Source organism: Streptomyces longwoodensis (genome assembly GCF_001514125.1).
Lineage (GTDB): Bacteria > Actinomycetota > Actinomycetes > Streptomycetales > Streptomycetaceae > Streptomyces > Streptomyces longwoodensis.
Window position 1 is genome coordinate 80,251 of record NZ_KQ948567.1, and the last position, 15,464, is coordinate 95,714.

The 15,464-nt window shown below is 73.0% G+C and carries 12 protein-coding genes; 4 read left to right on the top strand and 8 right to left on the bottom strand.

Annotation, left to right across the window (positions count from 1 at the left end; genetic code table 11):
* Positions 1-70: 70 nt before the first annotated feature.
* The 6 genes from hflX to miaA all read right to left on the bottom strand — a co-directional run bounded on the left by hflX (position 71) and on the right by miaA (position 8,937).
* Complete coding sequence (gene hflX / locus AQJ30_RS35015) at positions 71-1,564, bottom strand: GTPase HflX (protein ID WP_067241920.1); 1,494 nt, start codon at positions 1,562-1,564, stop codon at positions 71-73.
* A gap of 277 nt (positions 1,565-1,841) precedes the next feature.
* Positions 1,842-3,494 (bottom strand): M1 family metallopeptidase, encoded by a 1,653-nt coding sequence (locus AQJ30_RS35020; protein ID WP_079084516.1) that lies wholly within the window; start codon positions 3,492-3,494, stop codon positions 1,842-1,844.
* A gap of 172 nt (positions 3,495-3,666) precedes the next feature.
* Positions 3,667-5,946: a RelA/SpoT family protein gene (locus AQJ30_RS35025; protein ID WP_067241922.1), complete on the bottom strand. Its 2,280-nt coding sequence runs from the start codon at positions 5,944-5,946 to the stop codon at positions 3,667-3,669.
* Between the two features lie 298 nt (positions 5,947-6,244).
* Complete coding sequence (gene dapF / locus AQJ30_RS35030; protein ID WP_067241923.1) at positions 6,245-7,114, bottom strand: diaminopimelate epimerase; 870 nt, start codon at positions 7,112-7,114, stop codon at positions 6,245-6,247.
* Between the two features lie 121 nt (positions 7,115-7,235).
* On the bottom strand, positions 7,236-7,889 hold the full coding sequence (locus AQJ30_RS35035; protein ID WP_107119785.1) for a hypothetical protein: 654 nt from the start codon (positions 7,887-7,889) through the stop codon (positions 7,236-7,238).
* Between the two features lie 109 nt (positions 7,890-7,998).
* Entirely contained in the window at positions 7,999-8,937 is a 939-nt protein-coding gene (gene miaA, locus AQJ30_RS35040; protein ID WP_067241925.1) for a tRNA (adenosine(37)-N6)-dimethylallyltransferase MiaA, read from the bottom strand.
* Positions 8,938-9,228: 291 nt separating this feature from the next.
* Between miaA and AQJ30_RS37575 the strand changes: the two genes are divergently transcribed.
* Together AQJ30_RS37575 and AQJ30_RS35050 are read left to right on the top strand one after the other, a co-directional pair.
* Positions 9,229-9,597 (top strand): hypothetical protein, encoded by a 369-nt coding sequence (locus AQJ30_RS37575; RefSeq protein WP_245727284.1) that lies wholly within the window; start codon positions 9,229-9,231, stop codon positions 9,595-9,597.
* A 25-nt stretch (positions 9,598-9,622) separates the two neighbouring features.
* Positions 9,623-9,919 carry an antitoxin gene (locus tag AQJ30_RS35050; RefSeq protein ID WP_067241926.1) on the top strand — a complete coding sequence of 99 codons (297 nt, stop codon included), beginning with the start codon at positions 9,623-9,625 and terminating at the stop codon, positions 9,917-9,919.
* 207 nt (positions 9,920-10,126) lie between these two features.
* On the opposite strand, the gene AQJ30_RS35055 is transcribed toward AQJ30_RS35050, so the two are convergent.
* Both AQJ30_RS35055 and miaB read right to left on the bottom strand, forming a co-directional pair.
* Positions 10,127-10,861: a class III extradiol dioxygenase subunit B-like domain-containing protein gene (locus AQJ30_RS35055; protein ID WP_067241928.1), complete on the bottom strand. Its 735-nt coding sequence runs from the start codon at positions 10,859-10,861 to the stop codon at positions 10,127-10,129.
* Between the two features lie 212 nt (positions 10,862-11,073).
* Positions 11,074-12,603 carry a tRNA (N6-isopentenyl adenosine(37)-C2)-methylthiotransferase MiaB gene (gene miaB / locus AQJ30_RS35060; RefSeq protein WP_067241929.1) on the bottom strand — a complete coding sequence of 510 codons (1,530 nt, stop codon included), beginning with the start codon at positions 12,601-12,603 and terminating at the stop codon, positions 11,074-11,076.
* A gap of 397 nt (positions 12,604-13,000) precedes the next feature.
* On the opposite strand from miaB, the gene AQJ30_RS35065 reads away from it, so the two are divergent.
* Together AQJ30_RS35065 and AQJ30_RS35070 are read left to right on the top strand one after the other, a co-directional pair.
* Positions 13,001-14,023, top strand: coding sequence for a LacI family DNA-binding transcriptional regulator (locus AQJ30_RS35065; protein WP_067241931.1), 1,023 nt, complete (start codon positions 13,001-13,003; stop codon positions 14,021-14,023).
* Positions 14,024-14,319: 296 nt separating this feature from the next.
* Positions 14,320-15,453 (top strand): glycoside hydrolase family 12 protein, encoded by a 1,134-nt coding sequence (locus AQJ30_RS35070; RefSeq protein ID WP_067241933.1) that lies wholly within the window; start codon positions 14,320-14,322, stop codon positions 15,451-15,453.
* Positions 15,454-15,464 lie beyond the last annotated feature (11 nt).

Sequence of the window (15,464 nt, forward strand, 5' to 3'; positions counted from 1 at the left end):
CCCCCTGCGACGAGCAGGGGGCGGGCCTTCGGTTTCGGCGTCTGCGCGGTGCGCGTGCCGGACGCAGGTGTCAGAGTGCCTGCGCCGGTACGTACGGTGCGAGGTCCGCGGCCAGTTCCTCGTGGACCCGCGCCTTGAGCAGGGTGCCCTCCGCGGTGTGCTCCTCCGAGATCACCTCGCCCTCGGTGTGGGCACGGGCGACCAGCTTGCCGTGGGTGTACGGCACGAGCGCCTCGATCTCGACGGACGGCCTGGGCAGTTCGTTGTCGATCAGCCCGAGCAGTTCGGCGATGCCCTGGCCGGTGCGGGCGGAGACGGCGATGGAGCGCTTCTCCACCCGCAGCAGCCGCTGGAGCGTCAGCGGGTCGGCCGCGTCGGCCTTGTTGATCACGACGATCTCGGGCACGCCGGTGGCGCCGACGTCCCGGATCACCTCCCGCACGGCCAGCAGCTGCTCCTCCGGGTTGGGGTGCGAGCCGTCCACCACGTGCAGGATCAGGTCGGCGTCGCCGACCTCCTCCATGGTGGAGCGGAACGCCTCGACCAGGTGGTGCGGCAGGTGGCGCACGAAGCCGACGGTGTCGGCCAGCGTGTACAGCCGGCCGCTCGGAGTCTCCGCCCGGCGGACGGTCGGGTCCAGGGTCGCGAACAGGGCATTCTCGACCAGGACACCCGCGCCTGTGAGGCGGTTGAGCAGGGACGACTTGCCGGCGTTGGTGTAGCCCGCGATGGCGACGGACGGCACCTTGTTGCGCCGGCGCACCTGGCGCTGGACCTCACGGCCGGTCTTCATCTCCGCGATCTCCCGGCGCATCTTCGCCATCTTCTCGCGGATCCGTCGCCGGTCCGTCTCGATCTTGGTCTCACCGGGACCACGGGTGGCGAGGCCGCCGCCCTTGCCGCCGCCCATCTGCCGGGACAGCGACTGACCCCAGCCGCGCAGGCGCGGCAGCATGTACTGCATCTGCGCGAGCGCCACCTGCGCCTTGCCCTCTCGGGACTTGGCGTGCTGGGCGAAGATGTCGAGGATCAGGGCCGTACGGTCGATGACCTTGACCTTGACGACGTCCTCGAGGTGGATGAGCTGGCCCGGGCTGAGCTCACCGTCGCAGATGACGGTGTCCGCGCCGGTCTCCAGCACGATGTCGCGCAGCTCTCCGGCCTTGCCGGAGCCGATGTAGGTGGCGGCGTCGGGCTTGTCGCGGCGCTGGATCACGCCGTCGAGCACGAGGGCGCCGGCCGTCTCCGCGAGGGCGGCGAGCTCGGCGAGCGAGTTGTCCGCGTCCTGCACCGTCCCCGACGTCCAGACGCCGACGAGGACGACCCGCTCCAGACGGAGCTGTCGGTACTCGACCTCGGTGACGTCCTCGAGTTCGGTGGAGAGGCCCGCCACGCGGCGCAGGGCCGCGCGCTCGGAGCGGTCGAACTGGTCGCCGTCGCGCTCTCCGTCGATCTCGTGGCTCCAGGCGACGTCCTCTTCCATCAGGGCATCGGCCCGGAGACCTTCGGGGTAGGCGTGCGCGAAGCGCTTGGTGTCCTGGGAAGGGGAAGAAGAGGAGGTCATTGGATCCTTACGTCGATGGGGATGCCTGTGCGGCGTTCACTTCTGACAACGCGCGAGTACCCCGGGAGATTCCCGTGTCCCGCCCCTGTCCGGTGGCGCGCCGACCGGTCGATGGTCGCACGGTACGGCCCGTCTCGTCACCGCCTTATTCGACGGACGCCACGGCCTTCCGGCCGCCTCGCGCGACAGGCGCCGTCCTCTCCCCGCCGCCTCACGCGGCGAACGCCGCCCCCTCCCCGCCGCCTCGCGCGACAGGCGCCGTCCCCTCCCCGCCGCCTCACGCGGCGGACGCCGTCGCCTTCCGGTCGCCGTGCGGGACAGGCGTCGTGGCCGCCTTTTCCTCGTCCGATCCGGCCGGCGCCGTCGCCTTCCAGTCCGGGTGGCCGGGCATCGGCGGGGTCTTGTCGCCGTACAGCCAGCCCTGGAAGAAGCCGTCGAGGTCACGGCCGGAGACGCGGGCGGCCAGCGCCGCGAAGTCGGCGGTGCCCGCGGTGGCGTCCCGGTTCCGTTGCACCCAGGCCCGCTCCAGCTGCTCGAACGCACGTTCGCCGATTTCCTGGCGCAGGGCGTACAGGACGAGCGCGGCACCGTCGTAGACGTTCGCGCGGAAGATGCCGATCTTCTGGCCCGGCTTGGGCGGCTTCGGCGCCGCGGGCGGTCCGCCGGAGGCGCGCCAGCGGTCGGAGGCGCCGTACGCGGCCTTCATCCGCGCCTCCATCGGCCGGTCGGCCTTCTCCTGCGCGTACAGGGACTCGTACCAGGTGGCGTGTCCCTCGTTGAGCCACAGGTCGGACCAGGTGCGCGGGCTGACGCTGTCGCCGAACCACTGGTGGGACAGCTCATGCACCATGATCGACTCGACGTACCAGGCCGGGTAGGCCGGGTCGGTGAACACCTCCCGTTCGAAGAGGGAGAGGGTCTGCGTCTCCAGCTCGTAGCCGGTGGAGGCGTCGGCGAGGAGCAGCCCGTACGTCTCGAAGGGGTAGGCGCCGACCTTGCCCTCCATCCAGGCGATCTGGTCCGGGGTCTTCGTCAGCCACGGCTCCAGCGCGTCGCGGTACCGGGTCGGCACGACGTCCCGCACGGGCAGTCCGTGCGGGCCCTCGCGGTGGACGACCGCGGAGCGGCCGATGGACACCTGGGCGAGCTCGGTGGCCATGGGGTGCCGGGTCCGGTACGTCCAGGTCGTCGACCTGTCACCGCGGTCGACGCCGGTGGGCAGGCCGTTGGCGACGGCGGTGTAGTCGTTCGGGGCGGTGATCCGGAGGGTGAACATCGCCTTGTCGGAGGGGTGGTCGTTGCACGGGAACACGAGGTGGGCCGCGTCCGCCTGGTTGGCCATCGCCAGGCCGTCCGAGGTGCGCACCCAGCCGCCGTCGCGGTCGGGCGCGGGCATGGGGTCGCTGGTGTGCCGCACGGTGATCCGCGTCCAGCTGCCGCGCGGCAGGGGGCGTTCGGGGGTGACGACCAGGTCGTCCCCTGCCTCGGTGAAGCCGGCCGGCCGCCCGTCGACCTCGACGGAGCCGACGGTGCCGTGGGCGAAGTCGAGGTTCACGCGGTCCAGGGAGGCCGTCGTGCGGGCGGCGATCGTGGTGACCGCCTGCAGCGGTTCGCTGTTGTCTCCCGAGTAGGTGAAGGCCAGGTCGTACGCCGCCACGTCGTAGCCCGGGTTGCCCAGGTACGGGAAGAGGCGGTCGCCCAGGCCCAGCGGGGCCGCGGGGGCGCTCGCCGCGAGCAGGGCGAAGGAGACGGCGGACGCGGCGCCGGCGAGCAGCGCGGCCCTGGCCCGGCGCCGACGCGCTGCCGTACGGCCCCGGCGGTCGTCCCGCACTCGGGGCGGGCCGTCGGGGGCGGGCGCCGGGGCGGTGTCGGGCGGGGCGTCGGCAGCGGAGGACCTGCGGAACCGGGGGGCGCGGAGGGTGAGCGGCATGCACCACCGCTACCAGCGCCCGCCCGCCCGACGGCGACGACGCGCGCCCGGCCCACCCGAACGGGTCGCTCACGCGCGCGTGGGGTTCACCGGGCCATCACCGCGCCCGGCTCCGTCAGACGGAGCCGACGGAGCCGATGGAGCCGACAGAGCCGGGCGATGCGGCCACCCGTCACGCCGACACGTGGTGCTGCGCGCGCCCCACGTCGTACACCCCGGCCACGTTCCGCATCGCGCGCATCAGGGTGGGCAGGTGGGAGGCGTCCGGGAGTTGGAGGGTGTAGGTGTGGCGGACGCGCTGCTGGGCGGGCGGTTCGACGGTGGCGGAGACGATCTCGGCGCCCTCCGAGGCGATCGCCTCGGTCAGGTCGGCCAGCAGGTGCGGCCGGCCGAACGACTCGGCGACCAGCGTGACCCGGCACTCCGTGGTGTCCCCCCAGCGCACGTCGACCTCCGCGCGCCCCCCGTCCCGCATCCGCGCCACCCCGGCGCACTCGACGCGGTGCACGGTCACCATCCCCCCGCGCACGGCGAAGCCGATCACCTCGTCGGAGGGCACGGGCGTACAACAGCCGGCGAGCCGCGCGCTCGCCTCGGGCCGTCCGACGACGGTGACGCCGTCACCGGGGCGCGGGGCGGGAGCCTCGGGCGAGGACCGTACGACCGCTCCGGCACCGCCCTGCGGTGCGGCGGACCCGGCGCCCTGGTGTGCCGCGACGACCCCCGCGAAGTCCCCCGCCGCACCGGTTCCGGCCGTCCCATCCGCCCCAGCCGTCGCGACCACCGCCCCCGCACGGTCGTCCGTGGCATCCCGGTCATCCGTCTCCAGGTCCGTCGCCGACGTGGGATGCGCGGTCAGCCAGCGCTGGATGGCGATACGGGCGGCCGGGGTGTGGGCGTGCTCGAGCCACTCGCGCGAGGGCTCCGAGGCGGGGTCCTGGCCCATGAGGAGCTGGACGGTGTCGCCGTCCCGCAGCACGGTGCTCAGGGTCGCGAGGCGGCCGTTGACGCGCGCGCCGATGCACGCGTGGGCGTCCTCGCCGTACTGCGCGTAGGCGGCGTCGACGCAGGTGGCGCCCTCGGGGAGGCCGAGCGTGCCGCCGTCGGGGCGGAAGACGGTGATCTCGCGGTCCTGGGCGAGGTCCTCGCGCAGGGTGGACCAGAAGGTGTCGGGGTCCGGAGCGGCCCGCTGCCAGTCGAGGAGCCGGGACAGCCAGCCGGGGCGGGTGGGGTCGACGCGCTCGCCGTCGGCCGTGGCCTGCTCCTCGGCCGGAGCGGCGGAGGGGTCCGCCGGAGCGGTGTACGGGTTGCCCAGGGCGACGACGCCCGCCTCGGCGACCTTGTGCATCTGGTGGGTGCGGATGAGGACTTCGGCGACCTGGCCGTCCTCGCGGGCGACGGCGGTGTGCAGCGACTGGTACAGGTTGAACTTGGGGACGGCGATGAAGTCCTTGAACTCCGAGACGACGGGCGTCAGACAGGTGTGCAGCTCGCCGAGGACGGCGTAACAGTCGGCGTCCTCGTTGACCAGCACCAGGATGCGCCCGAAGTCGGCGCCGCGCAGTTCCCCGCGCTTGCGGGAGACCCGGTGGACGGAGACGAAGTGGCGTGGCCGGACGAGGACTTCGGCCGGGATGTCGGCGTCGCGCAGCACCGCGCGGATGGCGTCGCAGAACTCGGCCAGCGGATCGTCCGGGCGGGAGGCGTTGGCGGCGATCATCTCCCGGGTGTGCGCGTACTCCTCGGGGTGGAGGATCGCGAAGACCAGGTCCTCCAGTTCGGTCTTGAGGGCCTGGACGCCGAGGCGTTCGGCGAGCGGGATCAGGACGTCGCGGGTGACCTTGGCGATGCGGGCCTGCTTCTCGGGGCGCATCACGCCGAGGGTGCGCATGTTGTGCAGCCGGTCGGCGAGTTTGATCGACATCACGCGGACGTCGTTGCCGGTGGCGACGAGCATCTTGCGGAAGGTCTCGGGCTCGGCGGCGGCGCCGTAGTCGACCTTCTCCAGCTTGGTGACGCCGTCGACGAGGTAGCGCACCTCCTCGCCGAACTGCTCGCCGACCTGATCGAGCGTCACCTCGGTGTCCTCGACGGTGTCGTGGAGCAGCGAGGCGGTCAACGTCGTCGTCTCCGCGCCGAGTTCGGCGAGGATGAGGGTCACGGCGAGGGGGTGGGTGATGTACGGCTCACCGCTCTTGCGCATCTGGCCGCGGTGCGAGGACTCCGCGAGGACGTAGGCGCGGCGCAGGATCTCGAGGTCCGCGTCGGGGTGGTGGGCGCGGTGGGCCTCGACGACGTGGCCGATGGCGTCGGGCAGCCGGTCGCGCGAGGCGGGCCCGAGGAGCGCGGCGCGGCCCAGCCTGCGCAGGTCGATCCGGGGGCGGCTGCGCCTGCGGGCCACCGCGGGCGCTACCGGGCCTGGGGTCGCGGGGTTCGTGGCCTCCGCACTCATGGGGCACCTCCGGCTGCGTCGACCGGCTGACGGGGTGCCCCATGCGGACACGGCTCGGGGCACTGGCGTAGATCCCCCGTCCAGGCCGGTGCTTGATGCTACCGACCTCATCACGCCCGACCGACCGCCTCTCGCCGAGCGTGAAACGGATCACCCATTCGAGCGAGGCAAAGGAGGTTTACGTTTTTGCGCCACAGGTACAGGGCGTCGCCTTCGGCACCAGCGTGCCTGCCACCGCCGGGCCCGCAGGCCGGCCGCGTACATCCTCCCGGACCTGTGAATCGCAGCCCAACTGCCATCAGCGCAGGGCGTTTTCCAGCCACTCCTCGTCGATCTCGCCCTCGGCGACGATCACGGCCGGGCCGGTCATCTCGATCTCGCCGTCCGGGCGCTCGGTGATCACCAGGCGTCCGCCGGGGACGTCCACCGTGTACGTGACCGCGGTGCCCGTGGCGGCCGGGTCGGCCCCGTCCCGGCGGGCGGCGGCCACGGCGACGGCGCACGCGCCCGTGCCGCACGAGCGGGTCTCGCCGGAGCCGCGTTCGTGCACGCGCAGCGCGACGTGGCGCGGGCCGCGGTCGACGACGAACTCGACGTTCACCCCGTCCGGGTAGGCGGAGGCCGGGCTGAAGGGCGGCGGGGCGTACAGGTCGCCGGCGTGCGCGAGGTCGTCGACGAACGCGACGGCGTGCGGGTTGCCCATGTTGACGTTGCGCGCGGGCCAGCTGCGCTCACCCACGCTCACCGTGACGTCGCCGGCCGGCAGGGCGGCCCGGCCCATGCCGACGGTGATGTCGCCGTCCTTGTCGATGTGGACCGACTTCACGCCCCCGCGCGTGGCGATCGCGAGGTCGCCCTCGGTGACGAGCCCGGCGTGCTGGAGGTAGCGTGCGAAGACCCGGACGCCGTTGCCGCACATCTCGGCGATCGAGCCGTCGCCGTTGCGGTAGTCCATGAACCACTCCGCCTCGGCGGCCATCGCGCGTGCCTCGGGGTGCGCCGCGGACCGCACGACGTGCAGCAGGCCGTCCCCGCCGATGCCCGCGCGCCGGTCGCACAGGGCCGCCACGGCGGCCGGGGACAGGTCGAGGGCGTTGTCGGGGTCCGGGACGATCACGAAGTCGTTCTCGGTGCCGTGCCCCTTGAGGAAGGCGATCCGCGTGCTCATTCCTCGATCGTACGGGGTCGCTGTGACAGCGGCCGACGCCCAGGTCGGCGTCGCGTGGAGGGCGCCGATCCACACGTAGGCCTATGCGCGCGCGCCGGGAGCCCCCGTCGCGAGCCGGGGGTCAGCGCAGTCGGGCCACGCGCCAGACGGCGAGTACGGCCACCGCGGCGACGACCACGACGTACGCCAGGACCACCCGCCAGTCCGGACGGCGGCCGGAGCCCCGCTGGGGCAGGCCGGGCCAGGTGTAGCCGACGCGGCGGGCCGCCATCATGCCCCAGCCGGCGGCGCACGAGCAGATCAGCAGCCCGAGCATCGCGATCACGGCCCCGCTGTCGCCGAAGTCGAAGGCGAGGGGGAAGGCGAACATCAGGGAGCCGGTCGCGGCCAGGGCCACGATCGGGGCGAGCTGCCAGATGCGCAGCCGGCGCTGCGGGCGCAGCTCCACCTCGACCTCGGGGCCGCTCGCGAACATCTCCTCGGGCTCGGGACCGTCGTCGGTCACCTCACCGTCGGAGGTGTCGTCGAGCACGTCGGGGCCCAGGGGATCGAGACGCAGCGGATCGGCACCGAGGGGATCAGCACTCAGGGGATCAGCACTCAGAGAATCCTCGCCGCGCGGGCTCGACGAGTCGTCGTCGGGGCTGAAGGGGGCACCGACCTGTTCGACGCGCTCCTCGTCCCGGCGCACGTGATCGTCGTCCGCTTCCCGGTCACCGCATGCCGCGGTGAACGGTTCGCTGCCTTGTGCGGTGTCACGAGGGCCGGCCTCCATCGCCACGCGCCCTCCCAGACTCGGACTCCACTTGGTCGATCGAAGCTCGATGATGGCACGGCGCCGGAGGCCCGGACGGCGGCCTGGGCGTCCCGATGCCATGACGTGATCAGGCTGTAACCGGTCGTTCGACCAACGCCAGGGCACGTCGCGGAAGTTCTGTGACATCCGCCGCAGCCCCACTCAACCAGTGCACCCGCGGATCGCGCCTGAACCACGAATCCTGACGGCGCGCGAAGCGTTTGGTGGCACGGACGGTCTCCGCGCGGGCCTCCTCCTCGGTGCACTCCCCCGCGAGCGCCGCCAGCACCTGCTGGTAGCCGAGCGCGCGCGAGGCCGTACGCCCCTCGCGCAACCCCTGCGCCTCCAGTGCGCGGACCTCGTCCACGAGACCCGCCTCCCACATCCGGTCCACCCGGCGTGCGATGCGCTCGTCGAGCTCCGGACGGGCGACGTCCACGCCGATCTGCACCGTGTCGTAGACCGAGTCGTGCCCGGGGAGGTTGGCGGTGAACGGCTTGCCGGTGATCTCGATGACCTCCAGCGCCCGGACGATACGGCGGCCGTTGCCGGGCAGGATCGCCCGCGCGGCCTCCGGGTCGGCGGCGGCGAGCCGGGCGTGCAGCGCGCCGGAGCCGCGCAGCGTCAGCTCCTCCTCCAGGCGGGCACGGACCTCCGGGTCGGTGCCGGGGAACTCCAGGTTGTCCACGGCGCCACGGACGTAGAGCCCCGATCCGCCCACCAGGACCGGCCAGCGGCCCTCGGCCAGCAGCGCGTCGATGCGGGCGCGGGCCAGCCGCTGGTACTCGGCGACGGAGGCCGTGACGGTGACGTCCCAGACGTCCAGGAGGTGGTGCGGCACGCCCCCGCGCTCCTCGGGCGTCAGCTTGGCGGTACCGATGTCCATCCCTCGGTACAACTGCATGGAGTCGGCGTTGACGACTTCGCCGCCGAGCCGTTGGGCCAGGAAGACGCCCAGATCGGACTTACCGGCCGCGGTCGGTCCGACGACGGCGATGACGCGGGGGGCGGGGGGTGCGCTGCTCACCGGACCAGTCTCCCAAACCTCGCGGGCCGCCCCCGAACGAGTTACGTGACGGCACGCGAGCGGGGTCGTTCCCCGTTGCGAGGTTCCCCGCAGCCAGGGCCTGTCGTTCGGATCAGCCCGGCGAGGCGCACGGACGCTCCCCGGGCTCGCGAGGCCGCCCGAGCTGGGGAGACCGGGACCGCACGGCAACGCGGGATGTCGCCCGCACGAGTAACGTATGGAGTGGATATGGGCGTTTTTGCGCGACTTCTTCGGAGGTCGAAGACCACGGAGGATGCGGTCACGGAGGAGGTGACCCCCGAGGCGATCCCGGTCGCGGACGAGGTCGCGGCCGACGGTGACGTCCCGGCCGGCGGAGGGGTCCCGGCTGCCGACGAGGCTGCGGCCGCGGTCGCAGGGCCGGTCGCCGACGAGGCGGTCCCGGCCACCGGTGCCGAGGCGGAGGCGGAGGAGGGCTCCGCCGTCGACGCTCCCGCGTCCGTCTCCACCGAGGCTCCGGCTCCGGCAGACGCGTCCGAGGCGGAACCGGACGAGAACAAGGCGGCCGCCGAACCGGTTCCGGAGGCCGACTCCGCCGGCGCGGACGGTGTCGAGATCCCCCGGCAGCAGTCCGCCGACGAGGCGGCCGACCGCGAGACCGACGAAGGCGCCCGCACGTGACGCTCCCCGTCAGGGAAGGTGGCCCATGGGTCTGATGGACAACTTGAAGGCCAAGCTCGGCCCGGCCAAGCACAAGGTGTCGGACCTCGCGCAACAGCACGGGGGCAAGATCACGCACGGCATCGACAAGGCCGCGAAGGTCGTGGACGAGAGGACCAAGGGCAAGTACAGCGACAAGATCCATACGGGCACCGACAAGGCCAAGGGCGCCATGGACCGGCTCGCGCACAAGGACGACGGCACGGCGACGCCACCGGGCACACCGCCGCCGAGCACACCGTCGAGCGCACCGCCGCCCAGCGGACCGCCGCCGGCCTCCTGACCACGGCGGCGAACGGCAGCACGCGCACGACCCACGACAAGCAGTACACCCGGCATCCTCGGAACGCTCGCCGCACGTGCAGCGCGGACGGCAGACGGCAGACGGCGGACGGCCGCGCAGCCCCGGCTCGCGGCCGTCCGCCGTCCGCCGTCCGGTGTTCAGCGCTCGACGCTTGCCGTTCCGCCACCGGAGAAGACCGACCGGCGCCTACGACCAGGCGGCGACCAGGTACCCCACCCCGTACGGCGCGTCGTCGTACAGCAGCGCCCCGCCCAGCCCCGAGCCGCCGGCGCCCTGCGCGCCCTCAGCGGCTCCCGCGAGCACCTGCCAGGGCGCGCGGCCGGAGGCCATGAGTTCGTGGGCCAGATCCGCGTCGAGGGCGTTCAGGGCCGCGAGGTCCGCCTCGCGCAGCGCCCGGGCCGCCTCGGCGTCGAAGGGGGCGGCGCGCTCGTCGAGGTAACCGGGCGCCTTGAGGGTCCGGCACGCGCTGCCGTCGCCCATCACCAGCAGCGCGACACGGCCTTCGCGCGTGCCGGTCTCCCGGCCGATGCCGAGACACCGCTCGGGCGCGAGGCGCTGGTCGACGGCCAACGCCTCGACGGGGGCGTCGGCCCAGTTGACGTGTTGGAGCAGCCACGCGGCCACGGCCAGCGAGGGCGGCAGGGTGGGCAGGTCGGCCCCGGCGGGGTCGGGTCGGCCGAGCCGTACGTCGAGGTCGACCCCGAAGCCACGGAACGTCCCCGGTGAGCCCGCGGGGAACAGCGCGTGCCCCGGTTCGTCGGCGGGGCCCACGACCACGAGCCGGTCGGGCCGGGCGGCGGCCAGTACGCCGAGCGCGTCGACGCAGGCGTCCCGCGCCCCGTCCAGCTCGGGCGCGGCACCCGCGGCCACCTCGGGCACGAGCAGCGGCGGACACGGGCATACGGCGGCGGCGACAAGCATGATCGGCAGGGTAACCCGGGGAAGGACCACGGCTCGCCGTCGGCCCACGGTCGAAGGGGACCCGGACCACCACCGCCCCCATGGCCTCAGTACCCCGTCAGCGGCGGCACCTCGGCCGCAGCACTACCCGCCGCCCCGTCACCCCGTCACCCCGTCACCCACCCCGTCACCCCGTCACCCCGTCAGCCCGTCAGCCGGCGGTCGGTCCGCCGTCAGTCGCACCCACACCCGCTCCCCGAAGCCACCGGCAGCGGCTCCGGCGCACCGATCTTCGGCAGGCCCAGGAGCACGCCCTTCGGCTTCGCGGCCTCGGCCGCGTTGCGCTTCTCCCAGGCGTCCCCCGCGCGCGTGCGGCGCACGTCGAGCACGGCGCCCTCGGCGAGGAGGTGGTGCGGGGCGGCGTAAGTGACCTCGACGGTCACCACGTCACCGGGGCGGACGTCCTGCTCGGGCTTGGTGAAGTGGACCAGCCGGTTGTCGGGGGCCCGGCCGGACAGGCGGTGGGTGGCGCCGTCCTTGCGGCCCTCGCCCTCGGCGACCATCAGCTCCAGGGTGCGGCCGACTTGCTTCTTGTTCTCCTCCCAGGAGATCTCCTCCTGGAGGGCGACGAGACGCTCGTAGCGCGCCTGGACGACCTCCTTGGGGATCTGGTCGTCCATGGTCGCCGCCGGGGTGCCGGGGCGCTTGGAGTACTGGAAGGTGAACGCCTGCGCGAAGCGGGCCTCGCGGACAACGTGCAGGGTCTGCTCGAAGTCCTCCTCGGTCTCGCCGGGGAAGCCCACGATGATGTCGGTGGTGATCGCCGCGTGCGGGATGGCGGCGCGCACCTTCTCGATGATGCCGAGGTAGCGCTCCTGCCGGTACGAGCGGCGCATCGCCTTCAGGACCGTGTCCGAGCCGGACTGCAGCGGCATGTGCAGCTGCGGCATGACGTTCGGCGTCTCGGCCATGGCCGCGATGACGTCGTCGGTGAAGTCACGCGGGTGCGGGGAGGTGAAGCGGACGCGCTCCAGGCCCTCGATGCTCCCGCAGGCGCGCAGCAGCTTGCTGAACGCCTCCCGGTCGCCGATGTCGGAGCCGTAGGCGTTGACGTTCTGGCCGAGCAGCGTGATCTCGCTGACGCCCTCGGCCACGAGGGCTTCCACCTCGGCGAGGATGTCGCCGGGCCGGCGGTCCTTCTCCTTGCCGCGCAGGGCCGGGACGATGCAGAAGGTGCAGGTGTTGTTGCAGCCGACGGAGATGGACACCCAGGCGGCGTAGGCGCTCTCGCGCCGGGTCGGCAGGGTGGAGGGGAACGCCTCCAGCGACTCGGCGATCTCGACCTGCGCCTCCTCCTGGACGCGGGCGCGCTCCAGCAGGACCGGCAGCTTGCCGATGTTGTGCGTGCCGAAGACGACGTCCACCCAGGGCGCCTTCTTCACGATGGTGTCGCGGTCCTTCTGCGCGAGGCAGCCGCCGACCGCGATCTGCATGCCGGGCCGGGAGGCCTTCCGCGGGGCGAGGCGGCCGAGGTTGCCGTAGAGCCGGTTGTCGGCGTTCTCGCGGACCGCGCAGGTGTTGAAGACGACCACGTCGGCGTCGCCGTCGGAGCCCTCCGGGGCGCGCACGTAACCCGCCTGCTCCAGCAGCCCGGACAACCGCTCGGAGTCGTGGACGTTCATCTGGCACCCGTAGGTGCGGACTTCGTACGTCTTGGCCGAGGGGATGTCCACTGCGGGGCTCCGGTCGCTGCTGCTGGTCATGCCACAAGGGTAGGCGCTCCCCGGAGGGCCCCGTGTCGGCCGCTTCCCGGCCACCGCACGGCCGCTTCCCGGCCACCGCACGGCCACCGCACGGCACCCGTGCGGTGCTCGCCGGAGCGAGCGCTTCCCCCCGGTGGCGCCCAACCGGCCGACCCCACCCCAGCCGCCGGACGGCACGCGCGCGAGGACCGAAGGAGCACCCGCCCCGCCCGGCCGACCACGCCCCGGCCACAGGGCTGCACGCGCGCGAGGCTCGTCGAAGCCCCCCGGAGCGCCCGCTTTGCCCGCCGGCCCCCGTGACGGTAGACCTGTGCGGACCGCGCCCCGCCCGCCGGAGGGCCCGTGTCCGCGCGGGGGGCGGAGCCGTAAGATCGGTGATCTCGTGGGGGAGGTGGTCATGGGCAGGCGACGCCCTGGCACGCCGACGCTGGAGGAGGTGGCCGCCCGCGCCGGAGTGGGGCGGGGCACCGTCTCCCGTGTCATCAACAACGCGGCGGGGGTGAAGGAGTCCACGCGGCGCGCCGTGCAGCAGGCCATCGCGGAGCTCGGGTACGTGCCCAACCTCGCGGCCCGCTCGCTGGCCGGGCGGCGGGCCGACGCCGTGGCGCTGGTCATGACCGAGCCGGACTGGCGGCAGTTCGCCGAGCCCTTCTTCTCCGAGATCGTCAGCGCACTCGGGGACGCCGTGGCCGACACCGGGCTGCAGTTGCTGCTGACCCTGGTGCGCTCCGACGCCGAGCGGCTGCGCTTCCTCGAGTACGCGCGCGGGGGGCGGGTGGACGGGGTACTGCTGATGTCGGTGCACGCCGACGACCCCCTGCCGGACATGCTCGCCGAGGCGCGGATGCCGACCGTGCTGCTGGGACGCCGTTCCGCCGAGGAGTACGTCAGCTACGTCGACGCGGACAACGTCGGCGGGGCCCGCACCGCGGTGGGGCACCTGCTCGACCAGGGCCGCTCGGCGATCGCCACCATCACCGGGCCGGCCGACATGTACGTCGCCCAGTGCCGGCTGCGCGGCTACCACGAGGCGCTGGAGCTGGCCGGGCTCGGCGGCAAGCCGTCCTGGGTCGCCGAGGGCGACTTCACCGAGGAGAGCGGGCGCCGGGCGATGGCCCGCCTCATCGAGCGGCACCCGGAGATCGACGGGGTGCTCGCCGCGTCGGACACCACGGCCGCGGGGGCCCTCCAGGCGCTGCGCGCGGCCGGCCGGCGGGTGCCGGAGGACGTCGCCGTGATCGGCTTCGACGACTTCCCGCTGGCCCGGCGGACCGCGCCGCCGCTGACGACGGTCCGCCAGCCGCTGGAGGAGATCGGGCGGGCCATGGTGCGGCTGCTCCTGGAGGAGATGGAGGAGCCGTCCGTCGCCTGGCGGCACGTCATCCTCCGCACGGAACTGGTGCTGCGCGAGTCCGCCTGAAGCGATCCCACGAGTCCGCCTGAGGCGACCCCACGGACCCGCCGGAGCGAACCGCCTTTCCGTTCGCAACATTTCGGGAGCGCTCCCAAGCGATCTCCGCGCACTCTCGGCCCTTCCTCGCCCCTCCCCCTGACCTGGGGCTTCGAAGTCGCTTCGACGGACCGCTGTCAGAAGTCTTGTCAGGGACATGAGCCACTCCTTACAGTCCCAACCGAACCGAGGGAATGGGAGCGCTCCCATCCATGGCACCGTGGGAGCGCTCCCGCATGCCCCCCATCTCTCGAAGAGGACCCGCAATGCGACCGTCAAAGCACCATGCACGTCGAGCGCGTGGCCTGTTCGGCGCGCTGCTCACCTGCCTCGCAGCCCTCGCGGCGCTGCTCACCACCACCTCGCCCGCCCAGGCGGCCACCACGATCTGCGAACAGTACGGCTCCACGACCGTCCAGGGCCGCTACGTCGTCCAGAACAACCGCTGGGGCACCAGCGAGACCCAGTGCATCAGCGTCGGCGACTCCGGGTTCACGGTCACCCAGGCCGACGGCTCGGTGGCCACGAACGGCGCCCCGAAGTCGTACCCGTCGATCTTCAACGGCTGCCACTACACCAACTGCTCGCCGGGCACGAACCTCCCGGCCCAGCTCAGCACCATCTCCAGTGCGCCCACCTCCATTTCGTACGCGTACGTCAGCAACGCCGTGTACGACGCCGCCTACGACATCTGGCTCGACCCCACCGCCCGCAAGGACGGCGTGAACCGCACCGAGATCATGGTGTGGTTCAACAAGGTGGGCCCGGTCCAGCCGGTCGGCTCGCAGGTCGGCACCGCCACGGTCGCCGGGCGCCAGTGGCAGGTGTGGTCCGGCAACAACGGCTCCAACGACGTGCTGTCCTTCGTCGCCCCGTCGGCGATCAGCAGCTGGTCCTTCGACGTCATGGACTTCGTCCGGCAGGCCGTCTCCCGGGGCCTGGCCCAGAACAACTGGTACCTGACCAGCATCCAGGCCGGCTTCGAGCCCTGGCAGAACGGCGCTGGCCTCGCGGTGTCGTCGTTCTCCTCGTCGGTCAACACCGGCGGTGGCAGCGGCGACCCGGGCACCCCGGGCGGCCCCGCGGCCTGCCGAGTGACGTACGGCACGAACGTCTGGCAGGGCGGCTTCACCGCCGACGTGACGGTGACCAACACCGGTTCCACCCAGGTCGACGGCTGGAAGCTGGCGTTCGCGCTGCCGTCGGGCCAGCAGATCACCAGTGCGTGGGGCGCGACCGTGTCGCCGTCCTCGGGCTCGGTCACCGCGAGCAACCTGGCGTATAACGGCCGCCTCGCGCCCGGCGGTCAGACGTCCTTCGGGTTCCAGGGCACCTACGGCGGCACCTTCGCCAAGCCCGCCGGCTTCACCCTGAACGGGACCGCCTGCACCACCGCGTGACCCGGGTGCGA